The 20941-nt window shown below is 68.8% G+C and carries 16 protein-coding genes; 3 read left to right on the top strand and 13 right to left on the bottom strand.

The annotated features are described in order from the left end of the window. Positions 1-2: 2 nt before the first annotated feature. On the bottom strand, positions 3-944 hold the full coding sequence (locus QTI20_RS05720; RefSeq protein WP_286549431.1) for a LysR family transcriptional regulator: 942 nt from the start codon (positions 942-944) through the stop codon (positions 3-5). Between the two features lie 111 nt (positions 945-1055). On the opposite strand from QTI20_RS05720, the gene ilvD reads away from it, so the two are divergent. Continuing rightward, positions 1056-2750, top strand: a complete 1695-nt coding sequence (ilvD, locus tag QTI20_RS05715) for a dihydroxy-acid dehydratase (protein ID WP_286549432.1) — start codon at positions 1056-1058, stop codon at positions 2748-2750. A 51-nt stretch (positions 2751-2801) separates the two neighbouring features. Here ilvD and QTI20_RS05710 read toward each other — a convergent pair whose 3' ends face one another. The 8 genes from QTI20_RS05710 to QTI20_RS05675 all read right to left on the bottom strand — a co-directional run bounded on the left by QTI20_RS05710 (position 2802) and on the right by QTI20_RS05675 (position 13458). Beyond that, on the bottom strand, positions 2802-3449 hold the full coding sequence (locus QTI20_RS05710) for a hypothetical protein (protein ID WP_286549434.1): 648 nt from the start codon (positions 3447-3449) through the stop codon (positions 2802-2804). Next, positions 3446-4543 carry a cell division protein ZapE gene (gene zapE, locus QTI20_RS05705; RefSeq protein ID WP_286549436.1) on the bottom strand — a complete coding sequence of 366 codons (1098 nt, stop codon included), beginning with the start codon at positions 4541-4543 and terminating at the stop codon, positions 3446-3448. Before zapE ends, QTI20_RS05710 begins: the two co-directional genes overlap by 4 nt. Then, positions 4540-5967 carry a dihydrolipoyl dehydrogenase gene (lpdA, locus tag QTI20_RS05700; protein WP_286549438.1) on the bottom strand — a complete coding sequence of 476 codons (1428 nt, stop codon included), beginning with the start codon at positions 5965-5967 and terminating at the stop codon, positions 4540-4542. The genes zapE and lpdA (QTI20_RS05700) overlap by 4 nt, the downstream gene beginning before the upstream one ends. Positions 5968-5970: 3 nt before the next feature. Beyond that, positions 5971-6471 (bottom strand): hypothetical protein, encoded by a 501-nt coding sequence (locus QTI20_RS05695; RefSeq protein ID WP_286549440.1) that lies wholly within the window; start codon positions 6469-6471, stop codon positions 5971-5973. Between the two features lie 10 nt (positions 6472-6481). After that, positions 6482-7744 carry a 2-oxoglutarate dehydrogenase complex dihydrolipoyllysine-residue succinyltransferase gene (gene odhB, locus QTI20_RS05690; RefSeq protein ID WP_286549442.1) on the bottom strand — a complete coding sequence of 421 codons (1263 nt, stop codon included), beginning with the start codon at positions 7742-7744 and terminating at the stop codon, positions 6482-6484. A gap of 54 nt (positions 7745-7798) precedes the next feature. Then, on the bottom strand, positions 7799-10675 hold the full coding sequence (locus tag QTI20_RS05685) for a 2-oxoglutarate dehydrogenase E1 component (protein WP_286549444.1): 2877 nt from the start codon (positions 10673-10675) through the stop codon (positions 7799-7801). A 167-nt stretch (positions 10676-10842) separates the two neighbouring features. Continuing rightward, the gene (locus QTI20_RS05680; RefSeq protein WP_286549445.1) at positions 10843-12750 is read right to left on the bottom strand and encodes a propionate--CoA ligase; all 1908 of its coding nucleotides are present in this window, start codon (positions 12748-12750) and stop codon (positions 10843-10845) included. Between the two features lie 102 nt (positions 12751-12852). Further along, a complete protein-coding gene (locus QTI20_RS05675) occupies positions 12853-13458 on the bottom strand; it encodes an isochorismatase family protein (RefSeq protein ID WP_183027582.1) in 606 nt (201 codons plus the stop codon). 100 nt (positions 13459-13558) lie between these two features. Here QTI20_RS05675 and QTI20_RS05670 point away from each other — a divergent pair, with 100 nt between their 5' ends. Beyond that, positions 13559-14326 (top strand): alpha/beta fold hydrolase, encoded by a 768-nt coding sequence (locus QTI20_RS05670; protein WP_286549449.1) that lies wholly within the window; start codon positions 13559-13561, stop codon positions 14324-14326. Positions 14327-14335: 9 nt separating this feature from the next. On the opposite strand, the gene QTI20_RS05665 is transcribed toward QTI20_RS05670, so the two are convergent. Continuing rightward, entirely contained in the window at positions 14336-15463 is a 1128-nt protein-coding gene (locus tag QTI20_RS05665) for a PQQ-dependent sugar dehydrogenase (protein WP_286549451.1), read from the bottom strand. A gap of 202 nt (positions 15464-15665) precedes the next feature. Between QTI20_RS05665 and QTI20_RS05660 the strand changes: the two genes are divergently transcribed. Next, positions 15666-16226, top strand: a complete 561-nt coding sequence (locus QTI20_RS05660; protein WP_219216609.1) for a C40 family peptidase — start codon at positions 15666-15668, stop codon at positions 16224-16226. A gap of 69 nt (positions 16227-16295) precedes the next feature. Here the strand turns inward: QTI20_RS05660 and QTI20_RS05655 are convergent, their stop codons facing one another. The 3 genes from QTI20_RS05655 to aceF all read right to left on the bottom strand — a co-directional run bounded on the left by QTI20_RS05655 (position 16296) and on the right by aceF (position 20936). Further along, the gene (locus tag QTI20_RS05655; RefSeq protein ID WP_286550983.1) at positions 16296-17255 is read right to left on the bottom strand and encodes a class I SAM-dependent methyltransferase; all 960 of its coding nucleotides are present in this window, start codon (positions 17253-17255) and stop codon (positions 16296-16298) included. Positions 17256-17419: 164 nt separating this feature from the next. After that, positions 17420-19255 (bottom strand): dihydrolipoyl dehydrogenase, encoded by a 1836-nt coding sequence (gene lpdA / locus QTI20_RS05650; protein ID WP_286549454.1) that lies wholly within the window; start codon positions 19253-19255, stop codon positions 17420-17422. A 16-nt stretch (positions 19256-19271) separates the two neighbouring features. Then, the gene (gene aceF, locus QTI20_RS05645) at positions 19272-20936 is read right to left on the bottom strand and encodes a dihydrolipoyllysine-residue acetyltransferase (RefSeq protein ID WP_286549455.1); all 1665 of its coding nucleotides are present in this window, start codon (positions 20934-20936) and stop codon (positions 19272-19274) included. Positions 20937-20941: the final 5 nt, after the last annotated feature.

Here is a 20941-nt window from a genome sequence, read left to right as displayed (position 1 = left end):
GCTCAGGCGTCGCCCGCGCGCTCCCGCACGAAGGCGACGAAGCGCGCCAGGGCCGGGTTGTCGAGCGCCGCGGGCCAGACCAGGCTGGTCTCGCAGGCCGGGAAAGGCGTGGACCGACGCTGGCGTCCGGCCGGCGCGAACTCGGCGGCCGCGCGGTACACCACGCCCTCGCGCCGGAACTGCCGCACGCTCTGCGGCACCCACGCCACGCCCAGTTCGCCCCAGACCAGGTTGACGATGGTCTGCATCTGGATCGCCTCCTGCGCCACCACGGGCGTGCGGCCGACCGCGTGGTAGAGCCCGTAGATCGCGTCGTGCAGCGAGGGCACGATGCGGCGCGGGAAGATCACCAGCGGCTCGGCCAGCACCTCGGCCAGCGTGGGGGCCGAAACCTGCGCCAGCGCATGCCGGGCCGGCAGCGCCAGCACCAACGGCTCGCGCGCGACCACCAGCCGCTCGAGGCCGGGCGGCGCGAAGCCGGGCGAATGCAGCATCAGGCCGGCATCGAGCTCGCCGCGCGCGAAGGCCTCGAGCTGCACGTCGCCGGTGGCCTCGACCAGCTCCAGCGCCACTTCGGGGCACAGCGCGCGGAACTCGCGCACCCATACCGGCAGCCGCTCGAAGCCGATGGTCGAGACGAAGGCCAGCCGCACCCGACCCACCTCGCCCGCGGCCGCGGCGCGCGCACGGGCCGGAAGCGCCTGCGCGCGCTCGAGCATGTCGCGCACGTCGGGCAGCAGCGCCTCGCCCGCGGGCGTGAGCGCCACGCGCCGCCGGGTGCGGTCGAACAGCACGATGCCCAGCGTCTTCTCGAGCTGGGCGATGGCCTGGGTCACGGGCGGCTGGGTCATGTGCAGGCGCTGGGCCGCGCGGCCGAAATGCAGTTCTTCGGCCACGGCGACGAACTGGCGCCAGGCACGCAGGTCGATCAAGGCTTCATTCATATGCCGAGCATATCAATCAAGCTCCAAAAATGGATTGGAACCAATCAGTCAAAGCGCGGATACTTGGCCTCGAGCCCCCCCCCCCACAAGACAACCCACGAGAAGAGACCCATGGCCGACAAACCGCTCCAGATCAACCGCCGCAGCGCCAACATCGTCGAAGGCAAGTCGCGCGCGCCCAACCGCTCGATGTTCTACGCGATGGGCTACGAGGAAGCCGACTTCAAGAAGCCGATGGTCGGCGTGGCCAACGGCCACAGCACCATCACGCCCTGCAACTCGGGCCTGCAGAAGCTGGCCGACGCGGCCATCGAAGGCATCGAGGAAGCCGGCGGCAACGCCCAGGTCTTCGGCACGCCCACGATCTCCGACGGCATGGCCATGGGCACCGAAGGCATGAAGTTCTCGCTGGTGAGCCGCGAGGTCATCTCCGACTGCATCGAGACCTGCGTCGGCGGCCAGTGGATGGACGGCGTGCTGGTGGTCGGCGGCTGCGACAAGAACATGCCCGGCGGCATGATGGGCATGCTGCGCGCGAACGTGCCGGCCATCTATGTCTACGGCGGCACCATCCTGCCCGGCAAGTACAAGGGCCAGGACCTGAACATCGTGAGCGTGTTCGAGGCCGTGGGCCAGAACGCCGCCGGCAACATGAGCGACGAGGACCTGCTGCAGATCGAGAAGCGCGCCATCCCCGGCACCGGCTCCTGCGGCGGCATGTACACGGCCAACACCATGTCCAGCGCCTTCGAGGCCCTGGGCATGTCGCTGCCCTACTCCTCGACCATGGCGAACCCGCACGACGAGAAGCAGAACTCGGCCAAGGAATCGGCCAAGGTGCTGATCGAAGCCATCAAGAAGGACCTGAAGCCGCGCGACATCGTGACCAAGAAGGCGATCGAGAACGCGGTGGCCGTGATCATGGCCACCGGCGGCTCGACCAACGCGGTGCTGCACTTCCTCGCGATCGCCCACACGGCCGGCGTCGACTGGACCATCGACGACTTCGAGCGCATGCGCAAGAAGGTGCCGGTGATCTGCGACCTCAAGCCCTCGGGCAAGTACCTGGCGGTCGACCTGCACCAGGCCGGCGGCATCCCGCAGGTCATGAAGGTGCTGCTCAAGGCCGGCCTGCTGCACGGCGACTGCATCACCATCAGCGGCCAGACCATCGAGGAGGTCCTCAAGGACGTGCCCGACGTGCCGCGCGCCGACCAGGACGTGATCCGGCCGATCGACAAGCCGATGTACAGCGAAGGCCACCTGGCCATCCTGAAGGGCAACCTCTCGCCCGAAGGCGCGGTCGCCAAGATCACCGGCCTCAAGAACCCGGTCATCACCGGCCCGGCGCGCGTGTTCGACGACGAGCAGTCGGCGCTGGAAGCCATCCTGGCCGGCAAGATCGTGGCCGGCGACGTGATGGTGCTGCGCTACCTGGGCCCCAAGGGCGGTCCGGGCATGCCCGAGATGCTGGCGCCCACGGGTGCGCTGATCGGCGCCGGCCTGGGCGAGAGCGTGGGCCTGATCACCGACGGCCGCTTCTCGGGCGGCACCTGGGGCATGGTGGTGGGCCACGTGGCGCCCGAAGCCTATGCGGGCGGCACCATCGCCTTCGTCAACGAGGGCGACTCGATCACCATCGACGCGCACGAACTCAAGCTCGAGCTCAACGTGCCCGAAGCCGAGATCGCCAAGCGCCGCGAAGGCTGGAAGGCACCGGCCCCGCGCTACACGCGCGGCGTGCAGGCCAAGTTCGCCTTCAACGCCTCGAGCGCGAGCTCGGGCGCGGTGCTGGACAAGTACTGATCCGCTCTGGCCGGCAGCCTGGCTGCCGGCCCCCGCCGCGGGTCGCCCTGATCAGGGCGGCGGCGTGGGCAGCGAGGGGGAACGCGGCTTGACGCGCTCGGCATTGCTGCGCTCGCGGGCCTCGCGGTGTTCCTTGGCCTTCTCGAGCTTGCGCTCGTAACGCGCGCGGGCTTCCGGTGCCGCGGCCTGCACACGGGCGGCCTTGGCCTGCTCCTCGGCCTGGGCGCGCTGCTTGGCCTCGAATCGCTGGCGATTGGCTTCGGCCTGCGCGGCCGCCTCGTCGCGGGTCTTGGCGTGATCGGCGGCACGCTGTTCGCGCCCCTGCTGTGCCGCCTGCGCGCGCTCGCGCTGGGCCGGATCGTCCTGTGGACGCGGGCCGGCCTCTTCGAGGCGCCTGAGCTGGGCCGCGGCGCGGCGCTTGCGATCGATGTCGCTGAGCGCCGCCTCCTGGCGCTTGATGTCGTCTTCCTGCGTGCGGCGCTTGCGGCGGCTGTCGATCAGGCAGTCCTCGACCGCGAACCTCTGATAGCAGGCGGCCTGCTCCTTCTGCGCGCGTGCCTCGATCGCCGCACGCTCCGCCGTCAGGCGGGCCCGCTCGGCCGCCAGGTCCACGTTGCCGTCGGCCGCGGTGGTCTGGGCCATGCCGGGCAGCGCGCCCAGGGCCAACAGCAGCGACAGGAACAGGGTACGGAGCTTCATGTGAGTCGGGTGTCCACCACGCGCCTTTCGAGCGCGAGGAATTCGGCGGAGTGCATCTCGGTGAGCCGGGAAACGGTGCGCGGAAACTCGTGGGCCAGCGGGCCCTCGGTGTACAACGCCTCCGGCTCCACCGCCGCCGACAGGATGAACTTGACCCGCCGATCGTAGAACACGTCGACCAGCCAGGTGAAACGGCGTGCTTCAGAGGCCCGCGCCACCGTCATCTGCGGCACGTCGGACAGCAGCACGGTATGGAACTGGGTCGCGATCTCGAGGTAGTCGTTCTGCGAACGCGGACCGCCGCACAGCGTCCTGAAATCGAACCAGACCACGCCGCCGGCCTTGCGCCGCGCACGGATCTCGCGCGCCTCGATGTGAAGCACCGGGTCTTCGTCGGCGGTCTCGGCCAGCCGGTCGAAGGCCTGCGTCATCTCGGCGTCGGCCTCGGGCCCGTTGGGCGTGAGGTAGAGCCGCAGCTGCTCCAGCGTGCGGTGCCGGTAGTCGGTGCCGTTGTCCACGCTGATGACTTCCAGCTTCTCGTTGAGCAGCGCGATCGCGGGCAGGATGCGGTCGCGATGCAGCCCGTCCGGATACAGGTCGTCCGGCTTGAAGTTGGAGGTGGTCACGAAGCCCACACCGTTGTCGAACAGCGCGGCCAGCAGCCGGTGCAGGATCATGGCGTCGGTGATGTCCGCCACATGGAACTCGTCGAAGCAGATCAGCTTGAAGCGCTTGGACATGCGCCGGCCGAGTTCGTCGAGCGGATTGACCGTGCCCTGCAGGTCGGCCAGCTCGCGGTGCACCTCGCGCATGAACTCGTGGAAGTGCAGCCGCGTCTTGCGCTTGATCGGCACCGCGTTGAAGAAGCAATCCATGAGGAAGCTCTTGCCGCGGCCCACGCCACCGTACATGTAGACGCCGCGCGGCACCTCCGGCCGGTTGATCAGCTTCTTCAGCGCGTTGGAGCGCTGCGCCTTGTAATCGGCCCACTCGCTGGCGCAGCGCTCCAGCGCGTCCACCGCGCGCAGCTGCGCGGGGTCGCTCTGGAAGCCGCGAGCGGCGAGCTCGGCCTCGTAGGCTTTCTTGACGCTCAAAAGTTCAGCGTGCGCTTGTCGACCGCCAATGCCGCTTCCTTGGTCGCTTCGGACAGCGAGGGATGGGCGTGGCAGATGCGGGCGATGTCCTCGGCGCTGGCCTTGAACTCCATCGCCACCACGGCTTCGGAGATCAGCTCGCTGACCTGCGGGCCGACCATGTGCACGCCCAGGATCTCGTCGGTGGCGGCATCGGCGAGGAACTTGACCATGCCGGTGGTGTCGCCCAGCGCGCGCGCGCGGCCGTTGGCCAGGAAGGGGAAGGTGCCGGCCTTGTAGGCGCGGCCCGAGGCCTTGAGCTGCTGCTCGGTCTGGCCCACCCAGGCGATCTCGGGCGAGGTGTAGATGACCCAGGGGATGGTGTTGAAGTTGACGTGCCCGTGCTGGCCCGCGATGCGCTCGGCCACCGCCACGCCCTCTTCCTCCGCCTTGTGCGCCAGCATCGGGCCGCGCACCACGTCGCCGATCGCCCAGATGTTGGGCAGGTTGGTCTTGCACTCGTCGTCGACGTTGATCGCGCCGCGCTCGTCCAGCGCCAGGCCCACGGCTTCGGCGTTCAGGCCGATGGTGTTGGGCACGCGGCCGATCGAGACGATCAGCTTGTCGACGTCGAGCGACACCGCTTCGCCCTTGGCATTGGTGTAGGCGACGTTCACACCCTTCTTGCCCGACTTGATCTCGCCGACCTTGACGCCGAGTTCGATCTTCAGGCCCTGCTTGTCGAAGGCCTTCTTGGCTTCCTTGGCGATCTGCTCGTCGACCGCGCCCAGGAAGGTCGGCAGGCCTTCGAGCACCGTGACGTCCGAGCCGAGGCGGCGCCAGACCGAGCCCATTTCCAGGCCGATCACGCCCGAGCCGATCAGCGCGAGCTTCTTCGGCACGTCGCCGACGCGCAGCGCGCCGTCGTTCGACAGGATGTTCTCCTCATCGAAGGGCGTGCCGGGCAGCGCGCGGGCGTTGGAGCCCGTGGCCACGACGATGTGCTTGCCGACGATGGATTCCTCGGCCGCGCCCGCGACCTTGATCTCGTAGCCGCCCTCGGCCGCCTTCACGAAGGAGGCGCGGCCATGGAAGGAGGTGATCTTGTTCTTCTTGAACAGGTAGGTGATGCCGTCGTTGTTCTGCTTCACGACCTGGTCCTTGCGGGCCAGCATCTTGGCGACGTCGAGCTCCAGGCCCTTGACGTTGATGCCGTGGTCGGCGAAGTGCTTGCCGGCGTGCTCGTAGTGCTCCGACGACTGCAGCAGCGCCTTCGAGGGGATGCAGCCGACGTTGGTGCAGGTGCCGCCCAGCGCGGGGCCGCCCTTGGCGTTCTTCCATTCGTCGACGCAGGCCACGTTGAAGCCCAGTTGGGCCGCGCGGATGGCGGCGATGTAGCCGCCGGGGCCACCACCGATGACGATGACGTCGAATTGCTTGCTCATGTTTCAGTCCAGTTTCTTGAGTTCGAATGCGCCCGCATGCAGGGCGATTCCAAAGACACCCGTCTTGACGCGCAGGGTTTCCTGCTTCGGGCCTTCGGGGCCGAAGGCAACCGTGCTGTCGGGTGCGGTCTTGCAAAGGAAGAGATGGCCGCCGTCCAGGCATTCCATGCGGCCGGCCTCGTGCAGGGCCGTCCAGCCCCACTCGGCGTACTCACGCGGCAGGAAGCGGCGCAGCGGCTCGCTCTTCTCGCCGCCGCCGCTGCCCTGGGCCAGGGTCCAGCGGGCCAGGTCCGCCTGGTAGCGCTCGGCCAGCCCGGCGGGGTCGGCATCGGGGGCACGGGCGATCGTCAGCTGCGACGGCTCGGCCCCGGGGCGCTCGCGCGCGGCCTTCGTGTCGGCCACCCATTCGTGCCGGTAGAGGCCGCTCCACGCATCGCGCTCCACCGCCCCGGCCGAAGCCGAGGCGCCGATCGCGCAGAGCATGACAACGGCCAGGCGGCGCATTGCGTTCGAATCAGATGTCGAACAGCAGGCGCGAAGGATCTTCCAGCGCTTCCTTCATCGCGACCAGGCCCAGCACGGCTTCGCGGCCGTCGATGATCCGGTGGTCGTAGCTCATGGCCAGGTAGTTCATCGGGCGGATCACGATCTGGCCGTTCTCCACCACCGCGCGGTCCTTGGTCGCGTGCACGCCCAGGATCGCCGACTGCGGCGGGTTGATGATGGGCGTCGACAGCATCGAGCCGAAGGTGCCGCCGTTGCTGATGGAGAAGGTGCCGCCGGTCATCTCTTCGATGCCCAGCTTGCCGTCCTTGGCCTTCTGGCCGAACTCGGCGATCTTCTTCTCGATCTCGGCGAAGCTCATCTGGTCGGCGTTGCGCAGGATCGGCACCACCAGGCCGCGCGGCGAACCGACCGCGATGCCGATGTCGAAGTAGCCGTGGTAGACGATGTCGTTGCCGTCGACCGAAGCGTTGATCACCGGGTACTTCTTGAGCGCATGCACCGCGGCCTTCACGAAGAAGCTCATGAAGCCGATCTTCACGCCGTGTTCCTTGGTGAACGCGTCCTGGAACTTCTTGCGCATCTCCATGACCGGGGCCATGTTGACTTCGTTGAAGGTGGTCAGGATGGCGTTGGTCGACTGCGACTGCAGCAGACGCTCGGCGATGCGCGCGCGCAGGCGGCTCATCGGCACGCGCTGCTCGGGGCGCTCGCCCAGGTCCTTGGGGCTCGCGGGTGCGGCGACCTGCTGCAGCGCGGGCTTGGCGGCCGGCGCGGCGGCCGGGGCCTTGGCGGTCGTGCCCGAGGCCACGGCGCCGAGCACGTCGCCCTTGGTCACGCGGCCGTCCTTGCCCGAGCCGGCCACGTCGCCGGTGGTCAGGTTGTTGTCGGCCAGCAGCTTGGCGGCGGCGGGCATCGCGACGTCGGACTTGGCACCGCCGGTGGCGGCCGCGGCGGCTTGCGCCGGTGCGGGTGCCGCGGCAGCGGGTGCGGACGCAGCGGCGGGTGCGGGTGCAGCCGCGCCGGCCTTGCCTTCGGTGTCGATCTTGGCGATCAGCTGGTCGGCCACGACGGTGGCGCCGTCGCCCTGGATGATCTCGGACAGCACGCCGGCCGAGGGTGCGGGCACCTCCAGCACCACCTTGTCGGTCTCGATCTCGATCAGGATTTCATCGACGGCGACGGCCTCGCCCGGCTTCTTCTTCCAGGTGAGCATGGTGGCCTCGGCCACGGATTCGGACAACTGGGGGACTTTGACTTCAACGATAGACATTTTGGAGAGTGCTCCGACTTGTACTTTTTGTGGGATGGATAGGAAGGAGCGCGCTCACTTCGTGAGGACAAAACCCTTGAGCTTGCCGAACGCGCCTTCGACCAGGGCCTTCTGCTGCTCCTGGTGCAGGTGCGAGTAGCCGACCGCGGGCGACGCCGAGGCGGCACGGCCCGAGTAGCCGAGCTTCTGGCCGTCGGCCATGTTCTCGTGGATGTAGTGTTGCACGAAGAACCAGGCGCCCTGGTTCTGCGGCTCGTCCTGGCACCAGACCACGTCGACCAGGTTCGGGTACTTCTTGATCTCGGCCGCGAAGGCCTTGTGCGGGAAGGGATAGAGCTGTTCGACGCGGATGATGGCCGTGTCGTCCTGGCCGCGTTCCTCGCGCTTCTTCACCAGGTCGTAGTAGACCTTGCCCGAGCAGGCCACGAGGCGCTTGACCTTGTCGGCCTTGAGTTCCTTGTGGTCGGGGATGACCGTCTGGAACGCGCCCTTGGTGAACTCGGAGATCGGCGAGGTCGCGTCCTTGTTGCGCAGCAGCGACTTGGGCGTGAGGATGATCAGCGGCTTGCGCAGGTTGCGCACCATCTGGCGGCGCAGGATGTGGAAGATCTGGCTGGCCGTGGTGGGCTGCACCACCTGCATGTTGGTGTCGGCCGACAGCTGCATGAAGCGCTCCAGGCGCGCCGAGCTGTGCTCGGGGCCCTGGCCTTCGTAGCCGTGCGGCAGCATCAGCGTCAGGCCGTTGATGCGGCCCCACTTCACTTCGCCCGAGGCGATGAACTGGTCGATCACGACCTGCGCGCCGTTGACGAAGTCGCCGAACTGGGCTTCCCAGATCACCAGCGTGTTCGGGTCGTTCGAGGCGTAGCCGTATTCGAAGGCCAGCACGGCTTCTTCGGACAGGATCGAGTCGATGACCACGAACGGGGCCTGGTTGTCGGCCACGTTCTGCAGCGGCGTGTAGGTGCCGGTGTCGAACTTCTCGCGGTTCTGGTCGTGCAGCACGGCGTGGCGGTGCGTGAACGTGCCGCGGCCCGAGTCCTCGCCCGACAGGCGCACCGGGTAGCCGCTGGCCACCAGCGAGGCGAAGGCCATGTGCTCGCCCATGCCCCAGTCGACGTTGACGTCGCCGCGGCCCATGGCGGCGCGGTCGTCCAGCACCTTCTTCACCAGCGGGTGCACGGTGAAGCCTTCGGGCACGAAGGTCACGCGTTCGGCCAGGCGCTTCCACTCGGAGGTGGGGATGGCGGTGTCGCCGGCATCGGTCCACTTCTTGTTGAGGAAGGGGCTCCAGTCGACCGCGTACTTGCTCTTGAAGTTGGTCAGCACCGGGTCCGAGGTGTTCTTGCCGGCATCGAAGGCGGCGCGCTGCGCCTTGACCATGTCGTCGCCCAGCGTGTCACCCAGGCCTTGCGCGGCCAGCTTGTCGGCGTACAGCTTGCGCGTGCCGGGGTGGGCCGCGATCTTCTTGTACATCAGCGGCTGCGTGAGCGACGGCGTGTCCTGCTCGTTGTGGCCCAGCTTGCGGAAGCAGATGATGTCGACCACCACGTCCTTCTGGAATTCCATGCGGAACTCGAGCGCGAGCTGGGTGGCGAGCACCACGGCTTCGGGATCGTCGCCGTTCACGTGCAGCACCGGGGCCTCGATCATCTTGACGATGTCCGAGCAGTACAGCGTCGAGCGGCTGTCGCGCGGGTCGCTGGTGGTGAAGCCGATCTGGTTGTTGATCACGATGTGCACCGTGCCGCCCGTGGAATAGCCGCGGGTTTCGGCCAGCGCCAGCGTTTCCATCACGACGCCCTGGCCGGCGAAGGCCGCGTCACCGTGCACGATGATCGGCAGCACCTGCTTGCCCAGGGGATCGCCGCGGCGGTCCATGCGGGCGCGCACCGACCCTTCGACCACCGGGTTCACGATCTCGAGGTGGGAGGGGTTGAACGCCAGGCTCAGGTGCACCGGGCCGCCGCGCGTGGTCACGTCGGAGCTGAAGCCCTGGTGGTACTTGACGTCGCCGCTGGGCAGGTCTTCGGGCGCGGTGTGGTCGAACTCGGCGAACAGGTCGGCGGGCATCTTGCCCAGCGAGTTGACCAGCACGTTGAGGCGGCCGCGGTGGGCCATGCCGATCACGATTTCCTGCACGCCCTTGGCGCCGGCTTCCTGGATCAGCTCGTCCATCGCCACGATGAAGCTTTCGCCGCCTTCGAGCGAGAAGCGCTTCTGGCCGACGTACTTGGTGTGCAGGAAGCGCTCGAGGCCTTCGGCGGCCGTCAGGCGTTCGAGCACGTGCTTCTTCTGTTCGCCGCTGAGCTTGGGGTTGGTCCGGGCGCTCTCGAGCTTCTGCTGCCACCAGCGCTTGTGGTTCTGGTCGGTGGTGTACATGTACTCGGCGCCGATGGTGCCGCAGTACGTTTCGTTGAGCGCGTTGAGCAGGTCGCGCAAGGACATGGTGTCCTTGCCGAAGAAGGTGTTGCTCGTGTTGAACACGGTCTCGAGGTCGGCATCGCGCAGGCCGTAGAACGAGGGCTCGAGTTCAGGAATGGCGGGACGCTCGGTGCGCTTGAGCGGATCGAGATTGGCCCAGCGGGCGCCGACGTTGCGGTAGGCGGCGATCAGCTGCTGGACGGCGGTGCGCTGGCGGCCCAGCTCGGAATCGGCGCCGCTGGCGTGCACGACCTTGGTCGTGCCCTGCTTGGCGCGCTCGGCGAAGGCGTTGATGACGGGCTGGTGCGCCACGTCGCGGGCGCTGCTGCCGTCGGCGGCCGGCACATGCTGCAGCGCGTCGAAGTAGGAGCGCCAGTTGTCGGGCACGCTGCCGGGGTTGGCGAGGTAGTTTTCGTACATCTCCTCGACATAGGGCGCGTTGCCGCCGAAGAGGTAGGTGTTGCCTTGATAGGCTTGGTAGACGTTGGACGTCGAGGAATCGCTCATATTCCGCTGACTTTCGCTTCCCTGAAGGAAGCATTAGCTGGTTTAAGAAACCTTCCGCTACACGGCTGAACCGATTGGCGGATGCGACTGTGGCTAGGGAAGGGCCTGAGTACCTTGGCATTGTGCCACGTCAGCCTCATGACAGCCGTGGCCTCCGAGCAACCCTTCTAGGGGTGCAGCAGTTGACGGATGCGCTGCAACGTGGCGGGATCGTCGATGGTCGTGAGGTCGCCCGCGTCGCGCCCCTCGCAAACGGCCTGGATCGCGCGCCGCAGCAGCTTGCCGCTGCGCGTCTTGGGCAGGCCGGTCACGAAGTGCACCCGCGCCGGCCGGGCCAGCGCGCCCAGCTGCTCGGCCACGCGCTGCATGATCTGCCCCTCGAGGGCCAGCGCGCCCGCGCCGTCGACGCCATCCGCATTGCGCGGCACCACGAAGGCGACCGCGACCTGGCCCTTGAGCGCATCGGCCACGCCGACCACCGCCACCTCGGCGACGTTGGCATGGCCCGAGATCGCCTCCTCGATCTCGCGCGTGCCGAGCCGGTGGCCCGCGACGTTGATCACGTCGTCGGTGCGCCCGAGGATGAAGAAATAGCCGTCGGCGTCGCGGATGCCCCAGTCGAAGGTCGAATAGACCGTCTTGCCGGGCACGGTCTTCCAGTAGGTGTTGACGAAGCGCGCGTCGTCGCGCCAGATGGTCTGCATGAAGCCGGGCGGCGTCGGTCCCTCGATCACCACCACGCCCTTCTCGTTGGGCGCGGTCAGTTCCTCGCCGGTCGACTCGTCGAGGATCTTCACCCGCCAGCCGTACATGGGCACGCCCGGGCTGCCCAGCTTGCCGGGCTTCTTCTCGACGCCGTTGGCGATGGTGATGATCGGCCAGCCGGATTCGGTCTGCCAGTAGTTGTCGATGATCGGCACGCCCAGGCCCTCGCCGATCCAGCGGCCGGTGGGCTCGTCGAGCGGCTCGCCGGCCAGGAACAGCGCGCGCAGGCTCGACAGGTCGTATTTCTTCAGCAGCGCCGGGTCCTGCTTCTTGAGCACGCGCACCGCGGTCGGCGCGCTGAACATCACCGTCACCTTGTACTTCTCGACCAGCTGCCACCAGATGCCGCCGTCGGGCTGGCGGTCCAGGCCCTGCGTGGGCAGGCCTTCGTAGAGGATGGTGGCCATGCCCGCGATCAGCGGGCCGTAGACGATGTAGCTGTGGCCCACCACCCAGCCGATGTCGCTGGTGCAGAAGTAGGTCTCGCCCGCCCGGGCGTCGAAGATGTGCGGCATGCTGGCGGCCAGCGCGACCGCATAGCCGCCGGTGTCGCGCTGCACGCCCTTGGGCTTGCCGGTGGTGCCGCTGGTGTAGATGGTGTAGCTGATCTCGGTCGACTCGAGCCAGGCGCAGGGCACGAGCGCGTCGCGGTGCTGCGTTGCCAGGTCACGCATCAGGTGGTCGCGGCCGGCCACCAGGTCCATGGCGGCCAGGCCGCGGTCGGCCAGCAGCACGGCCGCGGGCTTGTGCTTCGACAGCCGGATCGCCTCGTCGAGCAGCGGCTTGTACGCCAGCACCTTGCCGCCGCGCGAGCCCGCGTCGGCGCTCACGATCACGGTCGGCTCGGCATCCTCGATGCGCGAGGCCAGCGAGCCGCTGGCGAAGCCGCCGAACACCACGCAATGGACCGCGCCGATGCGCGCGCAGGCCAGCATCGCGAAGGTGGCCTCGGCGATCATGGGCATGTAGATCAGCACGCGGTCGCCGCGCTTGACGCCCAGCGCCAGCAGGCTGGCCGCGGTGCGCTGCACCTCGGCGTGCAGCTCGCGGAAGCTGTAGCTGCGCTCCAGGCCGGTCTCGGTCGAGACGCAGATCAGCGCCGGCTGGTCGCCGCGCGCGTCGAGGTGGCGGTCGATCGCGTTGTGGCACAGGTTGGTGGTGCCGCCCACGAACCAGCGCGCGAAGGGCGGACGGCTCGCATCGAGGATCTGTTGCGGTGGGGTCTGCCAGTCGATCAGCCGCGCCTGCTCGGCCCAGAAGGCCTCGCTGTCGTCGACGGACCGGCAATAGAAGTCGCTGTACGAACGCATGTCGGTATGTCTCCTGAGACGCCCCGCTTATGGCGCGGGGCCGAATTCATCATGGTTCGGCGGGCTTTCGGCAGCCTGACACCCGCCCTGCCCGCTTCCCGCTCAGCGGATCAGCGCCTGGTAGTCGCGGAAGGCCGGATGCTCGGCCGTGCGCAGCCATTCGAAGCCCACCATCTCGGTGGTCACGAGCTCGGCGCCGGCGCCGGCCAGCCGGTCGAAGGCCGCGTCGCGGTTGCGCTCGGTGCGCGAGCTGCAGGCATCGGTCACGACCCAGACCTCGAACTCGTCCTCGAGCAGGTCGAGCGCGGTCTGCAGCAGGCACACGTGCGCCTCGCAGCCGGCGATCACGATGGTGTTGCGCTCTTCCTGGGCGCCGCCCGCGGGCTTCTGCAGGTGCTTGGGCAGGCTGCGCGCGTTGCCTTGCGGCGGCTTGGCCGGTGGCCGCAGCCATTCGCCCAGGCCCTCCTCCACGCCGCTGAAGTGCATCTTGGCCAGCGTGCGCTGGCACAGCGCGCGGATCTCGGGCAGGTTTTCGCCCAGCTTCGACGGGTTCTGCTCGGTGCCGAACACCGGCACCTCGAGCAGTTGCGCGATCTTGCCCAGGCGCACCGCATTGGCGGCCGTGGCATCGGCCTCGAAGATCGCGGGCATCAGGCGCGCCTGGTAGTCGACCAGCACGAGTTGGGAAAGGGAGACGTCGAGCAGCATGGGGAATCCTTCGGAAAAACAGGACGGGCGACTTCGGCCCGTGCAGCGCAGAATTAGACCGTATCGCGGGGGGTGTCGACAGACCCCCGCGCCATCCTCCATGAAGCGCTTCCGCCCGCTCGCCACGATCCTCGCCCTCGGCCTGCTGGCCGGTTGCGCCAGCCTGCGCTCGGCCGATGCGCCGCTCTACACCCTGAGCGACCCCAGCAACTGCGCGCTGCGCCCCGACACGCTGCTCGTGCTGCTGCCCGGCGTGTACTCGCACCCCGACGAGTTCCAGCGCGAGGGCTTCGTGCGCGCGGTGCAGGACCAGCGGCTCGCGGTCGACGTGCTGCGCGTCGATGCGCACCTGGGCTATTACGAGAAAGGCACCTTCGTCGAACGCCTGCGGCAGGACGTGATCGCGCCGGCCCGGGCCCGCGGCTATCGCGCGATCTGGCTCGTCGGCATCTCGCTGGGCGGTTTCGGCGGACTGGTCTATGCCCAGGAACGGCCCGGCGAGATCGCCGGCCTGGTGGCGCTCGCGCCCTACCTGGGCGAGCCGGCGATGGCCGAGGAGGTGGCGAAGGCCGGCGGCCTGCGCCACTGGCAGCCGGCGCCGGTGCCGCCGGGCAACGACCGCCTGCGGCGCGAAACGGCCTTGTGGACGGCGCTCCAGGGCTACGCATCGCCCGCAACGAATACGCTGCCGCCGCTGTGGCTGGGCTACGGCCGGGCCGACCGCTTCGCGGCCCCCGACGGCCTGCTGGCCGAGGTGCTGCCGGCCGACCATGTGCTCACCACCGAGGGGGGCCACGACTGGGCGCCGTGGCGCCGGCTCTGGACCGCGCTGCTGCCGGCCCTGCCGCTGCCGCGCTGCGCCCCCTGAGCCCGGGGCTCAGCGCGGCCGCAGGCGCAGCAGCTTGCCGTCGGCCTCGTCGGTCAGCACATAGAGCCAGCCGTCGGGACCCTGGCGCACGTCGCGGATGCGCGCCCGGCCTTCCTCCAGCAGCTTGTGCTCGGCCACCACCTTGCCGTCCTTGAGCTCGATGCGGTCGAGGTAGCCGAACTTGAGCGAGCCGACGAACAGGTTGCCCTTCCACGCCGCGCCGTAACGGTCGCTGGTGAGGAAGGCCATGCCCGAGGGCGCGATCGAGGGCACCCAGTAGTGCAGCGGCTGCTCCATGCCTTCCTTGGCCGTCAGCCCGTCGCCGATCTTGCCGCCGCCGTAGTTCTCGCCGTAGGTGATCACGGGCCAGCCGTGGTTCCTGCCAGCCTGCGGCACGTTGATCTCGTCGCCGCCCTGCGGGCCGTGCTCGTGCATCCAGAAGCGGCCGTCGGGCGCCAGCGTGGCACCCTGGCCGTTGCGGTGGCCGTAGCTCCAGATCTCGGGCAGCGCGCCCGCGCGGCTCACGAAGGGGTTGTCGCGCGGCACCATGCCGTCCTTCTGGATCCGGACCACCTTGCCCAGGTGGTTGTCCAGTTTCTGCGCGTCCTCCTTGCGGCTGAAGCGGTCGCCCAGCGTGACGAACAGCGTGCCGTCGCGGGCCTCGACGATGCGGCAGCCGAAATGGGCGCTGCTCGCCACCTTGGGCCGCTGGCTGAAGATCACCTTCGTGCCCTCGAGCCGGGCGCCGTCGGCCGACAGCTGCGCGCGAGCCACCGCTGTGCTGTTGGCCGAGCCGCCGACTTCGGGCTCGGAGAAGCAGAAATAGACGGTGCGGTTGCCGGCGAAGCCGCTGTCGGTCACCACGTCGAGCAGGCCGCCCTGCCCGCCGGCCGCGATGGCGGGCAGGCCGGCCAGCGGCGCGCCGACCTGGCCGTCGGCGCCGACCACGCGCATCCGCCCGGCCTTTTCGGTGACGAGAAAGCGCCCCTCGGGCAGGAAGGCCACGGCCCAGGGGTTCTGCAGGCCCGCGGCCACGCGCTCCGCCCGGACCTCGGACTGGGCCAGGGCCCCGGTGGCGGCCAGCGCCAGCAGGCCGGGCAGCAGGCTCAGGACCGGAATTTTTTGCTTCGGATGCATCGGGGACTCCTTGAGGGCGCTGCGCATAGATACGAAAACCTTAGAGGTACTGCCGACCGCACAAGGGCGCGCCGAGCGTCCATCGTTACATTTTTGTCGGCCAAAAAAGCCGAAAACCCCAATCGCCACAGCCATTTGCATGCAGAATCGCGACTTCGTCTGAATTTGACGGCGCATGCTGTCATCCCCATCCTACGAGCCCATGCGAATTCCACTCCTACTCGCCTCCCTCCTGTTGGCCAGTGCGGCCCACGCCGCCCCACCGCAGGACCGCTCGGACGACATGGAGCGCATGCTGACGGACAAGGGCCTGATGGGCCACATCCAGCACGTCAGCCAGACGGTCGTCGACCGCACCTCCGACCTGGTGGTCACGGCCGTGGGCTTCCTGGGCGTGCCCTACCGCCGCGGCGGCAACTCGGCCGAGACCGGCTTCGACTGCAGCGGCTTCGTGCGCGCGATGTACAACCAGACCGTCGGCCACCTGCTGCCGCGCCGCGCCGAGGAACAGGCCGCCGCCACCGAGAAGATCGACCGCAGCGAACTCAAGCCCGGCGACCTGGTGTTCTTCAACACCATGCGCCGCGCCTTCAGCCATGTGGGCATCTATGTCGGCGAAGGCAAGTTCATCCATTCGCCGCGCAGCGGCGCCCAGGTCCGGGTCGAGGACATGAACGGCAGCTACTGGCAACGCCGCTTCGACGGCGCCCGCCGGGTCCAGGAAGCGCAAACCGAGACCACGGCGGCCATTTCCGGCAAGTAAGGCCGGCGCCCCCACCGCTCTCCCATGAAGGAACCCGCCGCCGGCGGGTTTTTTCATGGGGCGACGGGCTCAGCCCGCGCGGTAGAGCAGCACCTTGAGCGCCCGATCGGGCGCCGCATCGGCGAACGCCGGGGGATTGGCCAGCCGCTCGACGAAGGCCAGCGACGGCGCCGAGGCCTCCACCTGCGCCTGCAGGAAGTCCGGTCCCAGTTCCGGCGCGTTGAGGCACAGCAGCACACGGCCCTCGGGCGCGAGCAGCTCCGGCAGACGCCGCAGCAGCCGGGCGTAGTCCTTGGTGGCGACGAAGCTGCCCTTCTGGTAGCTCGGCGGATCGGCGATCACCAGGTCGTAGGGCCCGGCGCGGCCGATGCGGCCCCAGCTCTTGAAGATGTCGTGGCCGAGGAAGCTCGCCCCCTTCAGCACGCCATTGAGCCGGTGGTTCTGCTGGCCGACGGCCAGCGCGCGGCTGCTCATGTCCATGTTCAGCACCTGGTCCGCGCCGGCCTGCAGCGCGACCACCGAGAAGGCGCAGGTGTAGGCGAAGAGGTTGAGCACCTTCAGGCTCGGCGCCCAGCCGCCCGCCGCGCGTGCCGCGGCGTTGGCGGCCGCGCGCTGCGCGACATGCGCGCGTGTCCACTGGCGGCCCGCGGCCATGTCCAGGAACAGGCCGTGGTTCTGCCCCTGCAGCAGGTGGACGCGGTAGCGCGTGCCCTGCTCCGTCACTTCGTGCACCTCGGGCACTTCGCCGGCCATCAGCCGCGTCTCGGTCTGCCCGCCCCCTTCGCGCGTCTGCAGAACCCAGTTCAGGGGGCCGGCATCGAGCTGCCGCCAGCGCGCGGCCAGCGCCTCGCCGACGGTGGCCAGTTCCGCGTCGCTCACGGGCCGGAAGCAGGTCAGCAGCAGCACGGGCGCAAAGGCGTCGAGCGCCCAGTCTTCGCAGCCCGGGTGCAGGCCGCCGCGCCCGTGGAAGATGCGGGCGGCGTCGGTGGGCCGCTCCATGCGGGCGATGGTGTCGAGCAGGGCTTGGATACGAACCTCGATGGCGCGGGCGGGCCGCGGCGGATGGCGTGGAGGGGCGATGGCGTTCATCGCGACGGAGCAGGAGCGCTCGCTCGGTGGTATCGCCCGCGCACCCATAAAAAATCCCGCCGGCGGCGGGATTCTTCGTGCAGGCCGGGCGCGCCGCTCAGCGCTCAGCGCTTGGCCGGCGGCAGGTCGGTGCAGGTGCCGTGCGCGACTTCCGCCGCCATGCCGATGCTTTCGCCCAGCGTGGGGTGCGGGTGGATGGTCTTGCCGATGTCGATCTCGTCGGCGCCCATCTCGATGGCCAGCGCGATCTCGCCCAGCATGTCGCCCGCGTGGGTGCCGACGATGCCGCCACCCAGGATGCGATGGGTCTCGGCGTCGAACAGCAGCTTGGTGAAGCCCTCGTCGCGGCCGTTGGCGATCGCCCGGCCCGAGGCGCTCCACGGGAAGTGGCCCTTCTTGACCTTGATGCCCTCGGCCTTGGCCTGGTCCTCGGTGAGGCCGACCCAGGCCACCTCGGGATCGGTGTAGGCCACGCTCGGGATCACGCGGGCGTTGAAGGCCGCGCTCGAGAGCTCCTTGTCGCCCTTCTGCTCGCCCGCGATGACCTCGGCCGCCACATGCGCCTCGTGCACCGCCTTGTGCGCCAGCATGGGCTGGCCCACGATGTCGCCGATGGCGAAGATGTTGGGCACGTTGGTGCGCATCTGGATGTCGACCGGGATGAAGCCGCGGTCGGTCACTGTCACGCCGGCCTTCTCGGCGCCGATCTTCTTGCCGTTGGGGCTGCGGCCCACCGCCTGCAGCACCAGGTCGTACAGCTGCGGCTCCTTGGGCGCGTTCTCGCCTTCGAAGGTGACCTTGATGCCGTCCTTGGTCGCCTCGGCGCCCACGGTCTTGGTCTTCAGCATGATGTTGTCGAAGCGCGGCGCGTTCATCTTCTGCCAGACCTTGACCAGGTCGCGGTCGGCGCCCTGCATCAGGCCGTCGAGCATCTCGACCACGTCCAGGCGCGCGCCCAGCGACGAATACACCGTGCCCATTTCCAGACCGATGATGCCTCCACCCAGGATCAGCATGCGCTTGGGCTCGACGCCCATCTCCAGCGCGCCGGTCGAGTCCACGATGCGCGGGTCGTCCTTGGGCATGAAGGGCAGGCTCACGGACTGCGAACCGGCCGCGATGATCGCGTTGCGGAACTTCACGACCTGCTTCTTGCCGCTGGTGTCCCAGCCCGTGCCCGAGGTCTCGTCGACCTCGAGGTGGTTCGCGTCGATGAAGCTGCCCACGCCGCGCACCACCGTCACCTTGCGCATCTTGGCCATGGCCGTGAGGCCGCCGGTGAGCTTGCCCACCACCTTGTTCTTGTGGCCCAGCAGCTTGGCGCGGTCGATGGTCGGCGCGCCGAAGTCCACGCCCAGGTCGGCGAAGTGCTTGACCTCGTCCATCACCGAAGCCACGTGCAGCAGCGCCTTCGACGGGATGCAGCCCACGTTGAGGCAGACGCCGCCCAGGGTGGCGTAGCGCTCGATCAGCACCACCTTGAGGCCGAGGTCGGCCGCGCGGAAGGCGGCGGAGTAGCCGCCCGGGCCGGCGCCGAGCACGACCACGTCGCACTCGACATCGACCTGGCCGCCGTAGTTCGACACCGGCATGGGCTTGCTCCCTCCCCCGCTGGCAGAGGGTTGGGGTGGGGGCTCGGCAGCCTTCGCAGGCGCAGCGGCGGCCGGCGCGGGCGCAGCCGCAGGCGCCGCCGCGGCACCTTCCGCCACCTCCAGCGTCAGCACCACCGACCCCTGCTTGACCTTGTCGCCGATCTTCACGGCCACGGCCTTGACCGTGCCCGCGGCCGAGGACGGGATCTCCATCGAAGCCTTGTCCGACTCCACGGTGATCAGCGACTGCTCGGCCTTGACCGTGTCGCCCACCTTCACCAGCACCTCGATCACCGCGACCTCGTCGAAGTCGCCGATGTCCGGAACCTTGATCTGTTGTTCACTCATCTCGGGTTCCTTGTTCTCAGAGCAGCACGCGGCGGAAGTCCGCCAACACTTGGCCGAGGTAGGCGTTGAAGCGCGCAGCCGAGGCGCCGTCGATCACGCGGTGGTCGTACGACAGCGACAGCGGCAGCGTGAGCTGCGGCACGAACTGCTTGCCGTCCCACACCGGCTTCATCGCGCTCTTCGACAGGCCCAGGATCGCGACTTCGGGTGCATTGATGATGGGCGTGAAGTGCGTGCCGCCGATGCCGCCGAGCGAGCTGATCGAGAAGCAGCCACCCTGCATGTCGGCGCCGCCGAGCTTGCCGTCGCGCGCCTTCTTGGCGAGTTCGCCCATCTCCTGGCTGATCTGCAGGATGCCCTTCTTGTCGGCATCCTTGAGCACCGGCACCACCAGCCCGTTGGGCGTGTCGGCCGCGAAGCCGACGTTGTAGTACTGCTTGTAGACCAGCGTGTCGCCGTCCAGGCTGGCGTTGAACTCGGGGAATTTCTTCAGCGCCGAGACCACCGCCTTGATCACGAAGGCCAGCATCGTGACCTTCACGCCCGACTTCTCGTTCTCCTTGTTGGTCGCCACGCGGAAGGCTTCCAGCGCGGTGATGTCGGCCTCGTCGTTGTTGGTGACGTGCGGGATCATCACCCAGTTGCGGTGCAGGTTCGCGCCGCTGAGCTTCTTGATGCGCGACAGCTCCTTGCGTTCGACCGTGCCGAACTTGGTGAAGTCGACCTTGGGCCAGGGGATCAGGCCCAGCGCGGCACCGTCGCCGCCACCACCGGCCGGGGCCTTCGCGGCCGCCGCCTTGGTGCTGGCCGCACCGCTCATCACGGCCTTGGTGAAGGCCTGGATGTCTTCCTGCGTGATCCGGCCCTTCGGGCCCGAACCCTTGACCTCTTCCAGCGGCACGCCGAGCTCGCGCGCGAACTTGCGGATCGAGGGCGAGGCGTGCGGCAGGCTGCCGGTGGGCGCCGTGGTCGGGTTGTGCGCCGCCGGCGCAGGGGCCGATGACGCCGGCGCGGGGGCCGAAGCCGTGGCCGCGGCGGGTGCTGCCGCAGCGGCTGCGGGCGCAGGAGCGGCCGCCGGCGCGGGCGCCGGTGCCGCGCCCGCCGCGCCTTCGAGCACCGCGATCAGGTCGCCGATGTTCACGACGTCGCCGATCTTGACCTTGAGCTCCTTGAGCACGCCGGCCGCCGACGACGGGATCTCCATCGAGGCCTTGTCCGATTCCACCGTGATCAGCGACTGGTCGGCCGCGATCGTGTCGCCGGGCTTGACCAGCAGCTCGATCACCGAGACGTCCTTGAAGTCGCCGATGTCGGGCACCTTGACGTCGACCGGGCCGGCCGATGCGGCGGGCGCCGGTGCGACGGCCGGCGCGGGGGCCGCCGCCGCAGGGGCAGGCGCCGCGGCCGCCGGGGCCGGGGCCGGCGCCGCGGCCTCGCCCGCGCCTTCGGCTTCCACCACCAGCACGACCGAGCCTTCCTTGACCTTGTCGCCCACCGCGACCTTGATCTCCTTGACGACACCGGCCGTCGACGACGGAATCTCCATCGAAGCCTTGTCCGATTCCACCGTGATCAGCGACTGCTCGGCTTTCACCGTGTCGCCCACTTTCACCAGCACCTCGATCACCGCGACTTCATCGAAATCGCCGATGTCCGGCACTTTCACATCCACTGCTGCCATATCGT

The sequence above is a fragment of the Variovorax sp. J2P1-31 genome, assembly GCF_030317215.1.
Classification (GTDB): domain Bacteria; phylum Pseudomonadota; class Gammaproteobacteria; order Burkholderiales; family Burkholderiaceae_C; genus Variovorax.
The sequence above is the reverse complement of the archived record's forward strand: the minus strand, read 5'-3'. Positions and strand labels throughout refer to the sequence as shown.

What these genes read in the sequence shown, in the direction of transcription:
- QTI20_RS05660 (WP_219216609.1), top strand. Translation starts at nt 15,666, where the DNA reads ATGCGAATTCCACTCCTACTCGCCTCCCTCCTGTTGGCCAGTGCGGCC.
- QTI20_RS05685 (WP_286549444.1), bottom strand. Translation starts at nt 10,675, where the DNA reads ATGAGCGATTCCTCGACGTCCAACGTCTACCAAGCCTATCAAGGCAAC.
- QTI20_RS05670 (WP_286549449.1), top strand. Translation starts at nt 13,559, where the DNA reads ATGAAGCGCTTCCGCCCGCTCGCCACGATCCTCGCCCTCGGCCTGCTG.
- QTI20_RS05665 (WP_286549451.1), bottom strand. Translation starts at nt 15,463, where the DNA reads ATGCATCCGAAGCAAAAAATTCCGGTCCTGAGCCTGCTGCCCGGCCTG.
- QTI20_RS05720 (WP_286549431.1), bottom strand. Translation starts at nt 944, where the DNA reads ATGAATGAAGCCTTGATCGACCTGCGTGCCTGGCGCCAGTTCGTCGCC.
- QTI20_RS05695 (WP_286549440.1), bottom strand. Translation starts at nt 6,471, where the DNA reads ATGCGCCGCCTGGCCGTTGTCATGCTCTGCGCGATCGGCGCCTCGGCT.
- lpdA (WP_286549454.1), bottom strand. Translation starts at nt 19,255, where the DNA reads ATGAGTGAACAACAGATCAAGGTTCCGGACATCGGCGACTTCGACGAG.
- QTI20_RS05710 (WP_286549434.1), bottom strand. Translation starts at nt 3,449, where the DNA reads ATGAAGCTCCGTACCCTGTTCCTGTCGCTGCTGTTGGCCCTGGGCGCG.
- aceF (WP_286549455.1), bottom strand. Translation starts at nt 20,936, where the DNA reads ATGGCAGCAGTGGATGTGAAAGTGCCGGACATCGGCGATTTCGATGAA.
- QTI20_RS05680 (WP_286549445.1), bottom strand. Translation starts at nt 12,750, where the DNA reads ATGCGTTCGTACAGCGACTTCTATTGCCGGTCCGTCGACGACAGCGAG.
- odhB (WP_286549442.1), bottom strand. Translation starts at nt 7,744, where the DNA reads ATGTCTATCGTTGAAGTCAAAGTCCCCCAGTTGTCCGAATCCGTGGCC.
- ilvD (WP_286549432.1), top strand. Translation starts at nt 1,056, where the DNA reads ATGGCCGACAAACCGCTCCAGATCAACCGCCGCAGCGCCAACATCGTC.
- lpdA (WP_286549438.1), bottom strand. Translation starts at nt 5,967, where the DNA reads ATGAGCAAGCAATTCGACGTCATCGTCATCGGTGGTGGCCCCGGCGGC.
- QTI20_RS05675 (WP_183027582.1), bottom strand. Translation starts at nt 13,458, where the DNA reads ATGCTGCTCGACGTCTCCCTTTCCCAACTCGTGCTGGTCGACTACCAG.